Consider the following 15,614-nt stretch of genomic DNA (forward strand, 5'->3'; position numbering starts at 1 on the left):
AGAGTGAATTAACTTAGTATGAGAAATATATTTATCATTGGAAGTAAAGGGATACCGTCTAGATATGGCGGTTTTGAAACATTTGTAGATAAGTTAACAGAGTATAAAAAAACTTCAAATATTAAATATCATGTAGCATGTTTAGCAGATGATGAGGGTGAGTTTGAATACAATGAGGCGCGATGCTTTAAAGTTAAAATACCTGAAGTTGGAGCTGCGAAAGCTGTTCTCTACGATATTAAATCCCTAGATATGGTTTTGAATTATATAAAAAAAAATAATATAAAAGATGCAATTGTTTATATTTTAGCTTGCAGAATTGGTCCATTTATGGGTTTTTATAAAAAGAAGTTCGAAAAATTAGGAATTCCTATTTTCGTTAATCCAGACGGTCATGAATGGATGAGGTCCAAATGGAATATAGCTATCAGAAAATATTGGAAATATTCTGAGAGGCTAATGGTTAAGTATTCAGATTTATTAATCTGTGATTCTAGAAGGATTGAGGATTATATTAAAAATGAATATGTCAAGTATCAACCTAACACCACTTTTATTGCCTATGGAGCTAATTTAATTGAATCTAAATGCCCAGATGAAAAAATTGAAGAATGGTATTGTAAGCATGATGTAAAAAAAGGTCAGTTTCATTTAGTGGTGGGAAGGTTTGTACCCGAAAATAATTATGAACTATTTATTAAGGAGTTTATGAGATCAGAAACGAAAAAAGATCTAGTCCTGATTACTAATGTTGAAAATAATAAGTTCTATAAAGATCTAAATGAACATACTGGATTCGAACAAGATAAAAGAATAAAATTTGTTGGTACTGTCTATGATGGGGGTCTTCTTAAACGGATTCGTGAGGAAGCATATGGTTATATTCATGGTCATGAGGTAGGCGGTACAAACCCTTCTTTGTTAGAAGCAATGGCTAGTACGAAACTAAATTTATTACTAGATGTTAGCTTTAATAGAGAAGTAGGGCAAGATGCTGCTTATTACTTTTCGAAAAAAACAGGAAATTTAGCAGAACTAATTGATAAATTAGATTATATTGATCAAAAGATGATAATTAAAATGGGTGAAGCTGCAATTAGTCGGATACAGAAATCATATACATGGCCATATATTTGTAATTTGTATGAAACTCTTTGGAACCAAAAGAGTGGTTAAACATTTTGTTTAGGAATAAATAAATTCAATAATAAATTGGAAAAAGTTATTTTATTACATCGTTCAAAATGTTCAAAATTTGGTTAAGTATAAAGTTCAAATAAATTAAAAGAAGGTTATAGAGTGAAAAACTTAATATTTATACCATACCATGATATATATGACTTTGATAATAGTGGGATAATGACAAGAGAATATTCAATGCTTTGGCTCTTATTAGAATCAAATATTGACAAATTATATTGTATAGGAAAACCAAGAACTCTATTAGACGCTAAATATTATAGTAAGCAAAATAAATTTCCTGAAACATCTTATGAATACTCTTTAAAACAGAAAATTAGTAAGTCAAAACAATTTCGTTATTTTACTTATATAAATTCAGATATTTTTTTTAAGAAAAGAGCATGGTGGCCTAGAGGTTATAAAAATTTAATTAAGAATATTGAAAAAGAAAAAATTAATTTCGAAAATACAATCGTTTATTCAAATAATCCGTTTTCTTATAGTTTATTAGAGTATTTTCATAAAAAAGGCGCGAAGATTATTTTTGATATGATGGATAATTTTTATGAACACCCTTCTCTTAATATTAACGAGCGAGAAGTAGCTTTGAACGGCTATACTAAAATAGCTAAGTTTTCTCATTTTTTTTCATGTAATTCTTTAGCTATAAAAGATTTTTGTAAGTCTGCTTTTAGTATTGATCCAATACTTATAAAAAATGGTGTGTTTTCACCCAGGATAACAGAAGCCTTAAACCTAACACAATATGAAACTCTTTTAAGAGAACAAAAAAAATATAAAAGAACAGTAGGCTATATTGGCAAATTAGGAATGCGAATAGATGAGAAGTTAGTTGATGAAATATGCAATCAATGTCCTGATACACTTTTTGTTTTCATTGGACCCCATTTGGAGGGACAAAAAAATAATAAGTTAATCAACTTATTAAAACATAGGAGAAATATACTTTATTTGGGTCCTATATCTTCGGTATATATTTATAGTTTTCTTGATAGGTTTGATATTTTGTCTATACCCCATGCTGTTGGTGAACGGGAAAACGGCGGTGATCCGTTAAAATTGTATCAATACCTAAATACAGGAAAACCAATCATAACTACTCCAATACTTGGGGTAGATGAATTCAAAAACTTAATTAAGATATCTAGCAATCTCAAGGACTGGATAAAATTTATTAACGAGGAAGAGTATAAATCTCAAATTTATAAAACACCAAGTGGTATTTATTGGGATAAGAGAGCGAAGGAATTAATAAATTTCTTATAAATGACTAGATAAAACGAGATTTTTTTCATTTATCAACTTCGAAAATTTTAAAATTGCTGATGACTATTATTCATTAAGATATTTGAATGCTCCTCTTTTTGCTTGAATTTTAATGTATAATTAATCCATGAATTTTTTAAGGAGCTTTATATGCAATCTAGGCTTAAGTTTTTTAAAGTTTTGGGTATAAACATAGTTATTCTTGGGATTCTTGCAGGAATCATGAGAAGATATCCTTTAACTGATAAAGTTTATTATTTGTTTTTGTTGGTATTATTATTAATGCTATTTGTAAATATTTTCCGTTACAACCATCTAAAGATATCAGAAGGGAATATGTTTTCGATAACTGTGGCAGTTTCTTCTTTAGTGTTCATGATTATCTTTTCGATGGACCAGCTAGAATCTGTTGCAAAGCGATATTTGATTGTTTATATTTTGATTATTTATCTTTATTTTTCATTTTTAAGATACGGATTAGATTACACGATTAAGTTTTATAAACAATTAACCTATTTGTTAAATACCTTTTCTGTATTAAATTTATACCAAGTGTTTTTCCATAAACCATTATTAATAAATTATATGGAACTAATTGACCTCGGATATAATTATCATTTTGGTTCTTTCGCCTACAGAACAATGTCTGTTTTCAACCATCCGATTGTATGTGGGTTGTTTTTTGTAATCGCGTTCCTCTGTAATATTTTCGTTTTGAAATCGCCAATGAAATATTTCTTCCAAATACTTCTAATTCTTAATATTTATACAACATATGCAAGGAGCGCCTGGCTTGCTTTGGCGGTAATTATGATTGTTTACGCAGTTTTAAATCACAAAAAAATTCTCCTTTTACTTGTTAGACCGAAAATTACTTATACAAGCTTGTTTACTTTTTGCCTTATAACACCTACCCTATTTATTTTTATGATCTTTAACTTTGAGGTTATTTATGCAGGTATTGTTGAAAGATTTGGGGATTCATTAAGTTTTAATTCCTCCGACGGTTCTAATTTACAAAGGACAATGACAATCTCCCTTATTTGGAGTTATATGTTTGATAATGGTGGGTATAATTTATTCTTTGGATATGGAGCAGGAACAGTGACTGAATTTATGTTGAAACATCCATTGCTTTTAAAAGGATTTGCTACGACTGATAATCAGTATGTAACTTTATTCTATGAATTTGGGTTAATTGGTATATTTTTTTATATTTATGTGATTTTTTTCATAACCTTCAAATACTTTAAAAATAAAAATAAACATTGGGCAATTGATTTGTCTTTCTTGTGCTTATTGGTAGTTAGTTTCGAACTATTATTCTTTGAAGCTTGGCCTGTAGTTCTTGTTATATTAGCTTTCTTAATATCTGTTTTAACTTTCCAGTTTAAAAAAATTAATACAGAACAGGATTAAATTACTTAATAAGTAAAGCACCTTCAGTGGTGCTCTTTTTTATTAAAAGAAGGTGAGTGAGTCAACAGAAAACTTTATAGTGTCAGTGATATCGAACACAAGTAAAAAATAGGCGACTCATAATGATTATTCTACAAATCCTATTATTGGCAATTTTATTACAAGGAGTAAAAACAATGAAATTTTGCTTTGTAATCCTCCATTATCGAACGTTGAATGAGACAATTGAGTGTATTCAACATCTTAAAAAGTTAAAAAATCAGCATGATATTCAAATCATAGTTGTAGATAATGGTTCCAACGATGCAAGTATAGAGAAAATAAAAAAACAGGTAATAGAAGAAGAGAACCTCCTATATGTTGAATCAGAATATAACCTAGGCTTTGCTAAAGGAAACAATTTGGGCTATACAATCTCAAAACATAAGTATCAAGCTGAATATATCTTTATGTTAAACAGTGACGTTTATATAAAGGAAAAAGAATTTACTGAACTTGTTGTTGAGATAAATAAACAGACAAATTTTGATATATTGGGACCTGATATTATCACAAAAAATGGTGATCATCAGAATCCTGTAAATTATATTAATAACGATATTAAACTGGTAAATAAGTCTATTATGAGAAACAGAATTAGTTATTTCGCTTCATTTTTACCCCTCGGTATAAAAGAACTTATAAAAAAGAACAGGATAAAAAAGGATGAGTCGGAGACTTGTAGAGAGTTGGTTCAAATTGAAGATTGTCCATTGCATGGAGCTTGTTTAATATTTTCTGAAAACTTTATTAAGAATCATGAGTTTCCATTTTATCCAGATACATTTTTGTATGCAGAGGAAGATATTCTTTACTATCTAGGTAAAAAGAGATATGAAAAATTTGTTTTTTCACCAAAGATTAAGGTCTTACACTATGAAGATGCTGCCACTGATCTTTCCTTTTCTAATCAAGGGAAAAAGAGAAGATTTATTATAAAAAACTCAAATAGGTCTTTGAAAATTTTGAAAAAATTGATGAAATCAAATAATTCCCTTTAATGATACTGATAAATATCCAATTGGCTTTTAAATTAATTTTAATCATAAATTAATTAATTATAGAATTATAAGGTTAGAGGGATGAATTTTGAACATTAAGGCAATTACTTTTTTGAAAAACTTTTCATACACTCTATCATCAAATTTAATAGCAATCACTATTTCAACAATTGTAATATTAGTAGTCCCTAAATTTATTGGTGTAGAAAAATATGGTTATTGGCAGTTATACCTATTTTATTCTGCTTATGTTGGGTTTTTACACTTTGGATGGAATGATGGTGTATATCTTAGATATGGTGGTAAAGAGTACAAGGAGTTAAATAAGGATTTATTTTTTTCACAGTTTTGGATGTTGGTAATTTTTCAAGCACTAATGAGTATTTTAATTTTAGTTGTTGCAACTAATCTGGGAATAGAAGCTAATAAGTTGTTTATAGTCAAAATGACTGCATTGTGTATGATTTTTGTAAATATAAGACTTATGTTGATTTATATTTTGCAAATTACAAATAGAATAAAAGAGTATGCATATATAACTTTGATGGAAAAAGTTCTTTATTGCTTTATAATAATATTGCTCTTATTTGTAGGTGTTAGCGACTATAAATTATTGATTTTGGCAGATATAGTTGGAAAATTAGTATCTCTAATATATTCAGTATATTGTTGTAGAGATATAGTATTTAAAAGAGTTTCTCAGTTTTATTTCAGTATTAAAGAAACATCTGAGAATATCAATGTAGGTTTAAAACTTATGTTTGCAAATATTGCTAGCATGTTGATAATCGGGATCGTACGTTTTGGTATTGAACGAACTTGGGACGTAACAACCTTTGGGAAGGTATCATTAGCTTTAAGTGTATCAAATTTAATGATGTTATTCATAAATGCAATTGGAATAATACTGTTCCCAATTTTAAGACGTACAGATGAAAATAAACTCTCAGCAATTTATATAACAATGAGGACATTATTAATGGTTTTTTTGCTGGGTTTATTAGGTGTTTATTACCCATTAAAAAACATTTTAACATTTTGGCTACCACAATATACAGAAAGTTTCTATTATATGGCTATTTTATTTCCAATATGTATCTATGAGGGAAGAATGGCTTTGTTAATTAATACCTATTTAAAAACCTTGAGGAAGGAAAAGTTAATTCTCACTGTTAATATTGTGTCGATGTTGCTAAGTTGTATATTAACTATCTTATTCACAATTGTATTTAAGAATTTGCATATAACAATAGTAACCATTGTTATTATTTTAGCTTTCCGATGTGTTTTGGCAGAGGTTTATTTATCAAGAATATTAGACTTTTCATATTATAAAGATCTTTTATATGAAAAAGTATTGGTTTTAACATTTATTTTAATAGGTTTGTATGTAAATTCATTAATTGGAATAACGTTATATCTTAGTGCCTATGGGTTGTACTTGTTTATAAATAGAAAAAATATAATAGGAGCATATATTGTTCTAAAACAGTATATTAGAGGTTGAATTTAAATTTATAAACGTAATAACTTTTTTTTCAAAAAACAGTAAAGAGGTAGATGCAAATGTTTGATAAAATCTTAAATAAAGAAGAAAAAATCTCAGTAATTGGGTTAGGTTATGTGGGATTACCTTTAGCAATTGAACTTGCTAAAAAATTTGATGTAGTAGGATTTGATGTAAATACAAAAAAATTAGAAAAATATCTAAGTGGAGTAGATGTAACAAACGAGGTAGGAAATGAAGCTGTACAAAATACTAATGTGCTTTTTACAAACGATGAAACCACTTTAAGAGATTGTAAATTCCATATAATTGCAGTGCCAACACCTATTAATAGTGATAAAACACCTGATTTAGCACCGGTAGTTGGAGCTAGCGAAATTATTGGAAGAAACTTGAAAAAAAATTCAATTGTTGTTTATGAATCCACCGTTTATCCAGGAACGACTGAAGAAATTTGTATTCCTATACTTGAGAAAGAATCTGGATTAACTTTTGGTAAAGATTTTGAAGTAGGATATTCGCCAGAAAGAATTAACCCGGGTGATAAAGTTAATACTTTGACAAAAATAATTAAGATAGTATCTGGTTCGAATGAGGAATCACTTGCGGTTATTTCAAAAGTTTATGAATCAATTATAGAAGCTGGTGTTCATAGAGCACCATCGATAAAAGTTGCTGAGGCAGCAAAAGTAATTGAAAACTCTCAAAGAGATATAAATATTGCATTTATGAATGAACTCTCAATGGTATTTAATAAAATGGGTATTGATACAAAAGCTGTCTTGGAAGCAGCAGGAACAAAGTGGAACTTCCTAAATTTCACTCCTGGTCTTGTAGGGGGGCATTGTATAGGAGTAGATCCATATTATTTCATATATAAAGCTGAGCAATTAGGTTATCATTCCCAGATAATACTTGCAGGTAGAAAAATAAATGACGCCATGGGTAAGTATGTTGCACAAAATATTATTAAAAGTTTAATCAAAGCCGAACAACCAATTAAAGGAGCAAGAGTCGCATTATTCGGTATTACTTTTAAAGAAAATTGTCCAGATGTCAGAAATTCAAAGGTTATTGATATTATTACTGAATTAGAGGAATTTGGAGTAGATGTACTAGTATATGATCCTATAGCTAATAAGGAAGAGGTTTGGGATGAGTATCGAATTAATCTAGTAGATGAAAATGAATTAAAAAATCTAAATTGTATAGTGTTTACAGTTTCTCATGATTTGTTTAAGGACAAGGTTGATTTAGACAAAATTAAAGACCTATTTGTTGATGATAAGAAAGTTTTAATTGATGTTAAAAGTATGATAAATAGAAAAGATTATGAATCTAGAGGTTATCATTACTGGAGTCTATAATTTTAAAAATAAATTAAACTGAGGTTTAAACAGGTGTTTAAGAAATAGAGTTCCATTCAATATATAGCCAATAAATAAGACTTAGCAAAAAATTATAAAAGTAAAAGGGGAAATAATTAGATGAAAGGTATAATTTTAGCAGGTGGAAGTGGTACACGCTTGTATCCATTAACAATGGTAACTAGCAAACAATTATTACCAATATATGACAAGCCGATGATTTATTATCCATTATCAACGTTAATGCTTGCAGGAATTCGTGAAATCCTTATAATTTCAACTCCAGAAGATACACCACGTTTTGAGGAATTGTTGGGAGATGGATCTCAATTTGGATTAAATCTTGAATATAAAGTGCAACCAAGCCCGGATGGATTAGCCCAGGCTTTTTTAATTGGCGAAGAGTTTATTGGTAATGATTCGGTTGCCATGATTTTAGGCGATAACATTTTCTATGGGCATGGTTTTACCAAAATATTAAACCGTGCTGTTACACGTTATGAAGGGGCAACAGTCTTTGGATATAATGTGAAAGATCCCGAACGGTTTGGTGTAGTAGAGTTTAATGATAAGGGTAGGGCTATTTCAATTGAAGAAAAGCCAAAATATCCAAAGTCATCATACGCTGTTACAGGCCTTTATTTTTATGATAATAGTGTAGTTGAAATTGCAAAATCTATAAAGCCGTCTGCTCGTGGTGAATTAGAAATTACGTCTATAAATGAAGAATATTTACGACGTGGTAAACTCCACGTTGAGTTACTAGGCAGAGGATTTGCGTGGTTAGATACTGGAACACATAACTCATTACTTGAAGCCTCTACTTTCATTGAAACAGTTGAGAAACGTCAAAGCTTAAAGGTAGCTTGTCTAGAAGAGATTGCTTTCCGTAAAGGATATATAGATAGAGAAAAATTAATTCGCTTAGCTGGTCCTTTGAGTAAAAATGAGTATGGACAATATTTATTGCGTCTCGTAAATCAAATAGAAGTAGAAAACATGATAGTGGGTGTGTAATAGATGAATATTAGCAAAACAAAGATACAAGGAATTTTAGTAGTGGAACCCAAACTATTAGGGGATCACCGGGGCTGGTTTATGGAAACTTATAGTAATGAAAAGTTTGAAGAAGCGGGAATAGGGTTAAGGTTCATTCAAGATAACCAATCATTTTCAGAAGTAAAAGGTACCCTAAGAGGACTACATTATCAATTAAACCCTAAAGCCCAAACTAAGCTTGTCCGATGTACTAGAGGTGCTATATACGATGTTGCAGTAGATATTCGAAAAGGAAGTCCTACTTTCGGTGATTGGTTTGGAATTGAGTTGAGTGCAGATAACAAGAAACAGTTATTAATTCCCAAAGGATTTGCTCACGGATTTATGACATTGACTGATGATGTAGAAGTTCAATATAAAGTGGACGAGCTATATGCACCTGAGTGTGATCGAGGGATTATATGGAATGATTCCCAAATTGGAATTGAATGGCCAATTAATATTACACCCGTATTATCAGCAAAAGATGAGAAAGCACCAAGCCTCAGGGAAACTGAGAATAATTTTATCTACGGAGAATAACGTATGAAAATTTTAGTGACGGGTTATACAGGTCAACTTGGGTATGATGTTGTACGTAAAGGATTAGACCATGGCTTTGACATGATTGGTGTAGGATCAAATGATTTGGATGTAACTGATGAACAATCTGTTAATCAGTATGTAAGTGAAATCAATCCTGATGCTATTATTCATTGTGCTGCCTATACTGCCGTTGATAGAGCGGAAGATGATAAGGAAAACTGTTGGAATGTAAATGTTAATGGAACGAAGTATTTAGCCAATGCAGCTAAAGAATCAAATGCAAAATTTATGTATATAAGTACAGATTATGTTTTTGATGGTTTAGGTGAAGTGCCGTTTGTTGAAACAGATACTCCTAATCCAGTAGGATACTATGGTCATACTAAATTTGAAGGAGAAAAGGTAACACAGTCTCTTTTATCAGAATGGTTCATTGTTCGTATATCCTGGGTATTTGGTTTAAATGGAAATAATTTTGTTAAAACGATGCTGCGGTTAGCTGAAACTCGTGAAGAATTAAATGTTGTATGTGATCAAGTGGGTTCCCCAACAAATACATATGATTTATCACGCTTATTATTAGATATGATTCAAACAGACCAATATGGAATATATCATGCGACGAATGAAGGCTTTTGTAGTTGGTCTGAGTTTGCAGAAGAAACCTTTCTTCTAGCAGATAAGAAAGTAAAAGTAAATCCAATCACAACAGAACAGTATCCTACTAGAGCAATACGTCCTAAGAACTCTCGTATGTCTAAGCAAAAATTAATTGATAACGGTTTTATGCCATTACCGAGTTGGCAAGATTCATTAAAACAATACTTAAAAGCATTAAAACATGAGGTGAAATAATGGCCAAGAAAAAGATTCTTGTTACAGGTGGAGCTGGGTTTATTGGTGGGAACTTTGTTCAATATATGGTAAACAAATACCCTCAGTATGATATTTATAATTTAGATGTCTTAACGTATGCTGGTGACTTAACAAAGCATCGCGAAATTGAAAAAAAAGAAAACTATCATTTTGTGAAGGTGGATATTGCCGACCGAGAGGCAATTATGGAACTTTTTGAAAAAGAAAAGTTTGACTATGCGGCACACTTTGCAGCAGAGAGTCATGTTGACCGATCAATTACTGAACCAGAAATCTTTGTTCGTACCAATGTATTAGGAACACAAGTGTTACTTGATGCTGCCAAACAGATTGGTGTAACGAAATTTGTTCATGTTTCAACGGATGAAGTATACGGTGAACTAGATTTTGACCCAACCACATTCTTTACAGAAGATACGCCATTACAACCAAATAGTCCGTATAGCGCCAGTAAAGCATCATCTGATTTCTTGGTTAGAGCTTACCACGAAACATTTGGACTCCCTGTTAATATTACTCGTTGTTCAAATAACTATGGACCGTTCCATTTTCCAGAGAAGTTGATTCCATTAACAATTTCGCGTGTCTTAAATGAAGAAAAGGTACCTGTTTATGGTGACGGTAAAAACATTCGTGATTGGTTGCATGTTTTGGATCACTGTTCTGCAATTGATCTTGTCATGCATGAGGGTGTTAACGGTGAGGTTTATAATGTAGGTGGCCATAATGAGAAAACGAATTTAGAAGTCGTTAGAACAATTATTAACACTTTAGGTAAATCTGAAGAATTACTTGAATTTGTAACCGATCGATTAGGTCATGACAAACGGTATGCAATTGATCCTACTAAACTGGAAAACTTAGGTTGGAAACCAACTTATACGTTTGATACAGGGATTGCTCAAACAATCAACTGGTATTTAGATAACAAATGGTGGTGGGAGCAAATCATTAGTGGGGAATACCATAATTACTTTGAGAAGCAGTATTCATTAAATAAGCAGTAATTGATATCATCAGGGTGAATGATGTAGAACAAGGGCAGTCGTGAAGCGGCTGCCCTTGTTTCGTTATGCCTACATTTAGAAAAGGTGATTATATGGATTGGAATTCTTCAGGGTAAGTAAATAAGGAATTAGTCTGGAAAGCTGAGTGGTCATTAGAAGAGATTGTAAAAAGGTTCTTGGAAATGGCATAAAAACAAGTGAAAATCAATATTAAGTAAATGTATAGATGATCAAAATGTCACTAAATATTTCTGATCCTTTTATTATTTTATCACCTCAATATTCCTGAAATTAGACAACTAAAATCGAACTTCAAAAAACGTAGTCCACATTATGATTAAAAACTATTATCTTTAGTATCACCCTCAGTTTGTAAATTTAAAAACTATATAATGCAAAAATTAGTAGGATGTACTTTATATCGAGAAATAATTGTTAATTTATGGTATATTAAATAAATAATAGATAATTAGATGGACACACCCAAAATAAAGCTAATATAGTAATTCATAATAGGAGAAAAATAATGAGAATTGATTTTAGTTCATACTCATTGCCAGACATATATGTATTAGACCAAAGACCTTACTTCCTGGATTATGTTCGAAATAAGTTTATTATGCAACAACCAGAGGAAGAAATACGCCAACGAATGATAATGTTTTTAGTATATGAAATGAAAGTCCCTTTATCAATGATTGAAGTAGAAGTCCCTCTCAGTAGTATAATAAAGCTACGAGTGATCGAGCAGATATTATTGTGTTTTTTGAAAATGAAAAAAATGAAAAGAAACCTTTGTTCCTTGTGGAATGTAAAGCTGAAAAGGTTGCATTAATAGATAGAGTATATAATCAAGCAGAACGATATGATAAGATTCTACAAACCCAAGCATATATGATTACAAACGGAGTAGAATTAATAATTCGAATGTGGGATGAAGATAAAAGAGTTTATATGGAATTAGATAATGTCCCTACTTATGAACAGGTTCTATTAAATAAAAATCTAAGCCTTCTACCAATATTGCCTCTTGTTCCAAACAGAATTAAATATGAAAACAATCAATTAGCATACATTAGTACATCTATACCACTGTATGAAAAGTTAGAATGTTTATATCCTAACAGTAAAGGGGACTATTTGTTATTTCAATCTCAGTTAGTTTCTTTTATTTGGGATGAAAGAGATGCAATACCAAATAAAATAATTCACGGAATTAAATTTATTAAGGATTTAGGAGTACGTTATACATCCTTTGGAAATGCTTCAGGTTTTGATTGGGTGGGCTATTATAGAAGTTTTGTAGTTAGAGATCATATAGGAAAAGTACATATTATTAGTTTATCAATGCATCGCGGTTATCTTAATGTTTCAATTGAAAATAACAAAGTGAGTCATAACTCACTTCAACTTAATTTAAAAAAGTATCATGCGGAAGGCGAAAATGAATTTTTCCTTTTTCACGATGGTCGTTTAACCGTAGGGAAAAAAGGTGCTGTAAAAACAGATCTAGTTAAAGAGCATGCTAAAGCAGCAGGAATGGATATATTAAATCCTGAAGGTCAGAAAAGTCGTATTTACCTAGGGACATTACCGAAGAAGAAGGAATATACCTGGGCAAACGAAAATGTCTTAAACTTTGTTGGAAATATAATTCGATATGCTATTATTCGCGATGAACTAAGAGAGAAACTAAGTAATAGGGAAGTATTCTAAAAAAACTCCTAGCCTTTGTAAGGATAGAGTAAATTTATATGAGTCTTTCATACTTAGGGAAGCACGGGACGGATTTTCGCGCTTCTTCTTTGTTCTAAAGGATGCTGATGAGTCAAAGGGGTTAAATATAAATATAGCTATGTAGGATTGACCAACTAATGCTAGAATTAAGAAATATTTGAAGCAATAGAACCTGCCCATATTTTTGAAAGCCCAAGTAAGAAGTAATGAAGAAAACCTAGCATGAAACCACATGTCTAATAATAATCAGGTGGCCTCTTTATATTTAAAGGAAATAATTTGAAAAAATGGTAATATTAAATAGTTAAGTTATTTTCCTTAATACAAAAATTTTTAAGAGGATGGATTATTATGGGTACATTAAGCAAAGCTGATTTTTATTATGGTGCATTACTATCAGAATTAATTAGTAGTGGATTCTGTCCGGCTATTTTTGAACAAGGAGAAACAAGGCGAATCTATAGTTTTGAAAATGATCATGGAGATTACCAAATTTTCGCTAAGTATTCATCCAAGCCCTCACCTAGCCAAAGAAAAGATATCCAGGTATGGCACTTTTCTTTCTCAACAGATGAACTTCAGAAGATACGTACATACGAAGATGGAAAAAAGAAGCATTATTTTGCTTTAATATGTGGAAGAAGTGAATTGAAGGGAAGCGAATTAGCTCTACTCTCTTTGGAGGATGTAAAGGATTGCTTAGGTATGGATTATCCAAGTTGTGCTTATCGTATCACTATTAAGTTTGAACGAGGTAAAAAAGGGCTCGGAGCCTATGGGACAGGAAGAGCAGATAAAGATATAGACGGAAGAAACAACATGAGGAAAGTCTCGCGTGATCTTACTTCATTTTTCCAAGAAGATAAAAGTTTAATATCTGTTACTTAATCAAGTTATTTAAGGGAAGCACGGGGACGTTTCTCACGCTTCCTTTTTCGCATTAAGTAATTATTCGTTTGAATTATTCCAAGAAATTCTCACATGTCTTTTGGATACACGCACACTCTACGAGGGTAATTGGAATATTCTTATTATCGCATCTAAAAGGAAGGAGGGACCGTTTCGGCCTCTCCTTTTTAATTAATTGGTCTTATTTAGTGCCTAGCCTTTCACGCACCCAGCTATATTGCAAAGCAATTTGCAAATCCTTTTCTGTTTTGATGCCACGTAATATTAAATTTCCTACGAAAAGCTTATTTAAAATGAAAGCCCCAATCCTGTAAACAGCTTATTCAAATAATAAATGCTACGAACCACCACGTTCTTTTTCTAGCAGTAAAACCCGATGTTTTAGACTATTAGGATTTTATTTTTCTAATCTTAGTTTATAAGATTCATCTATAAAAGGTTTAATTTGTCCTAAATCCTGTACCCATTCTAAACGAATATATACTTCTCCAGATGTAAGTCTGATATTATCTGTATCTTCATATTTTTTTCCTAATAAAGCATCAATCTCGTTTTGCATTTGCTTTGCTCTCTCTGTATGAATCTTCTTTCCAAGATGCAAAACAAAACAGACCTTCCTTGCCTTTGTTATGGTAGCAAATTTAAATGAACCTTTTTTACTTATATAACCGATACAATCTGTTCGTTTCCCATTTTTATATCTGTCATGATAATCTTCAACTTCGTGTTTATAAGAACACTGATCATATAGGTAGTCATTTATTTCTTTTGCGATTTCTTTAGCTCTAGGTGTCTTGAATAAATTATAATAATACTCATTGGATTTGTCTGCAATTTGAGTAAACATGTAAAACCTCCCTTTCCTCATTATACCAATTAGTGGAAGTGTGTAGAGTGTTTTTGTAGATTATTTAGAAGCAAGGGTAGGGATTCGCGCTTCTTTTTTGTTTTCAAGGGGTTATTGACGCGTTAAATTGGCTAAAGTTATCTGTAATTATTTGACCTACACTTGCTGAAGTTACTTTCCATTGGTGCAGGTGTAAGATACGTCGCTCTAATCTGAACAACCTCAAATTATTTATTAATTGGCAACAGGAATGATTATTATGGAAGCACAAGAAACGTCCATATGCTTCCCTGTAATTGTATTCCGCATTCAAAGCAACATATAGGCTTTATTATATTGATGTTTTTCCTTTTTACTTAATAGTAAAATAAGGAAGAGAATAATGATATCGGGAAGTGCAGTAACGAGAAGGTGTAACATTCAAGTAGTTTTGAAAAGTTTTTGCCAATTAACTTTAAACACTTTCTGCTAATTTTGCACTGTTTCGCGCCTCTAGGACAGGCGACTTCTGTTAAAAAGGAATATCGTTTTCCAACCCTTAAATTGATCTCTTAATTGTTTGTTATTTTCATGAAGTTCCTGTAGTTACTCCAACACACTCTCATGCTTGACTGAAGAAGCGTGGTGACGGTTCCCACGCTTCTTATTTATACTCCCCCAAAATAGTTCGGAAAATTAAAAATAATTAATTTCCTATCTATTGTGTTTGTATAAATGCAATACTGGAGAAAATTATGCATAAGATAGGTGGAGAAAAACTGATGAAAATGCATCCTTTAGCTGAGGTAAGTTATAGATGCGTTTGGTTTACTTAAAGAATTGAATGGTGGTAAAATGTTCATAAATAAACAA

General features: G+C 31.1%; 12 protein-coding genes and 1 pseudogene. 12 read left to right on the forward strand and 1 reads right to left on the reverse strand.

Annotation, left to right across the window (positions count from 1 at the left end; translation table 11 throughout):
- Nucleotides 1–18: 18 nt before the first annotated feature.
- The 12 genes and pseudogenes from cps2T to P4V41_RS10880 all read left to right on the forward strand — a co-directional run bounded on the left by cps2T (nt 19) and on the right by P4V41_RS10880 (nt 13,894).
- Nucleotides 19–1,176 (forward strand): beta 1-4 rhamnosyltransferase Cps2T, encoded by a 1,158-nt coding sequence (gene cps2T, locus P4V41_RS10825; protein WP_328084890.1) that lies wholly within the window; start codon nt 19–21, stop codon nt 1,174–1,176.
- 123 nt (nt 1,177–1,299) lie between these two features.
- Nucleotides 1,300–2,469, forward strand: a complete 1,170-nt coding sequence (locus P4V41_RS10830) for a hypothetical protein (protein WP_328084891.1) — start codon at nt 1,300–1,302, stop codon at nt 2,467–2,469.
- Between the two features lie 150 nt (nt 2,470–2,619).
- On the forward strand, nt 2,620–3,888 hold the full coding sequence (locus tag P4V41_RS10835) for an O-antigen ligase family protein (RefSeq protein WP_328084892.1): 1,269 nt from the start codon (nt 2,620–2,622) through the stop codon (nt 3,886–3,888).
- Nucleotides 3,889–4,064: 176 nt separating this feature from the next.
- Nucleotides 4,065–4,928 carry a glycosyltransferase family 2 protein gene (locus tag P4V41_RS10840; RefSeq protein WP_328084893.1) on the forward strand — a complete coding sequence of 288 codons (864 nt, stop codon included), beginning with the start codon at nt 4,065–4,067 and terminating at the stop codon, nt 4,926–4,928.
- Between the two features lie 88 nt (nt 4,929–5,016).
- Nucleotides 5,017–6,435: an oligosaccharide flippase family protein gene (locus P4V41_RS10845; RefSeq protein ID WP_328084894.1), complete on the forward strand. Its 1,419-nt coding sequence runs from the start codon at nt 5,017–5,019 to the stop codon at nt 6,433–6,435.
- 53 nt (nt 6,436–6,488) lie between these two features.
- The gene (locus P4V41_RS10850; RefSeq protein WP_328084895.1) at nt 6,489–7,802 is read left to right on the forward strand and encodes a nucleotide sugar dehydrogenase; all 1,314 of its coding nucleotides are present in this window, start codon (nt 6,489–6,491) and stop codon (nt 7,800–7,802) included.
- Nucleotides 7,803–7,922: 120 nt separating this feature from the next.
- The gene (gene rfbA / locus P4V41_RS10855) at nt 7,923–8,819 is read left to right on the forward strand and encodes a glucose-1-phosphate thymidylyltransferase RfbA (protein WP_328084896.1); all 897 of its coding nucleotides are present in this window, start codon (nt 7,923–7,925) and stop codon (nt 8,817–8,819) included.
- Nucleotides 8,820–8,822: 3 nt separating this feature from the next.
- A complete protein-coding gene (gene rfbC, locus P4V41_RS10860) occupies nt 8,823–9,383 on the forward strand; it encodes a dTDP-4-dehydrorhamnose 3,5-epimerase (RefSeq protein ID WP_328084897.1) in 561 nt (186 codons plus the stop codon).
- 3 nt (nt 9,384–9,386) lie between these two features.
- Nucleotides 9,387–10,241, forward strand: coding sequence for a dTDP-4-dehydrorhamnose reductase (gene rfbD / locus P4V41_RS10865; RefSeq protein WP_328084898.1), 855 nt, complete (start codon nt 9,387–9,389; stop codon nt 10,239–10,241).
- Complete coding sequence (rfbB, locus tag P4V41_RS10870) at nt 10,241–11,269, forward strand: dTDP-glucose 4,6-dehydratase (protein WP_328084900.1); 1,029 nt, start codon at nt 10,241–10,243, stop codon at nt 11,267–11,269. The genes rfbD and rfbB overlap by 1 nt, the downstream gene beginning before the upstream one ends.
- A 744-nt stretch (nt 11,270–12,013) precedes the next feature.
- A pseudogene (locus P4V41_RS10875) lies at nt 12,014–12,985 on the forward strand (type I restriction enzyme HsdR N-terminal domain-containing protein); the annotation flags it as partial.
- A gap of 372 nt (nt 12,986–13,357) precedes the next feature.
- Nucleotides 13,358–13,894, forward strand: coding sequence for a hypothetical protein (locus P4V41_RS10880; protein WP_328084902.1), 537 nt, complete (start codon nt 13,358–13,360; stop codon nt 13,892–13,894).
- Between the two features lie 418 nt (nt 13,895–14,312).
- Here P4V41_RS10880 and P4V41_RS10885 read toward each other — a convergent pair whose 3' ends face one another.
- A complete protein-coding gene (locus tag P4V41_RS10885; protein WP_328084903.1) occupies nt 14,313–14,762 on the reverse strand; it encodes a hypothetical protein in 450 nt (149 codons plus the stop codon).
- Nucleotides 14,763–15,614 lie beyond the last annotated feature (852 nt).

This window comes from Fictibacillus nanhaiensis (assembly GCF_036213205.1).
GTDB lineage: Bacteria > Bacillota > Bacilli > Bacillales > Fictibacillaceae > Fictibacillus > Fictibacillus nanhaiensis_E.

Excerpts from the sequence above, each read along its gene's own strand:
- rfbB (WP_328084900.1), top strand. The coding sequence starts at position 10,241 with ATGGCCAAGAAAAAGATTCTTGTTACAGGTGGAGCTGGGTTTATTGGT.
- P4V41_RS10840 (WP_328084893.1), top strand. The coding sequence starts at position 4,065 with ATGAAATTTTGCTTTGTAATCCTCCATTATCGAACGTTGAATGAGACA.
- P4V41_RS10835 (WP_328084892.1), top strand. The coding sequence starts at position 2,620 with ATGCAATCTAGGCTTAAGTTTTTTAAAGTTTTGGGTATAAACATAGTT.
- rfbD (WP_328084898.1), top strand. The coding sequence starts at position 9,387 with ATGAAAATTTTAGTGACGGGTTATACAGGTCAACTTGGGTATGATGTT.
- P4V41_RS10880 (WP_328084902.1), top strand. The coding sequence starts at position 13,358 with ATGGGTACATTAAGCAAAGCTGATTTTTATTATGGTGCATTACTATCA.
- cps2T (WP_328084890.1), top strand. The coding sequence starts at position 19 with ATGAGAAATATATTTATCATTGGAAGTAAAGGGATACCGTCTAGATAT.
- P4V41_RS10885 (WP_328084903.1), bottom strand. The coding sequence starts at position 14,762 with ATGTTTACTCAAATTGCAGACAAATCCAATGAGTATTATTATAATTTA.
- rfbC (WP_328084897.1), top strand. The coding sequence starts at position 8,823 with ATGAATATTAGCAAAACAAAGATACAAGGAATTTTAGTAGTGGAACCC.
- rfbA (WP_328084896.1), top strand. The coding sequence starts at position 7,923 with ATGAAAGGTATAATTTTAGCAGGTGGAAGTGGTACACGCTTGTATCCA.
- P4V41_RS10850 (WP_328084895.1), top strand. The coding sequence starts at position 6,489 with ATGCAAATGTTTGATAAAATCTTAAATAAAGAAGAAAAAATCTCAGTA.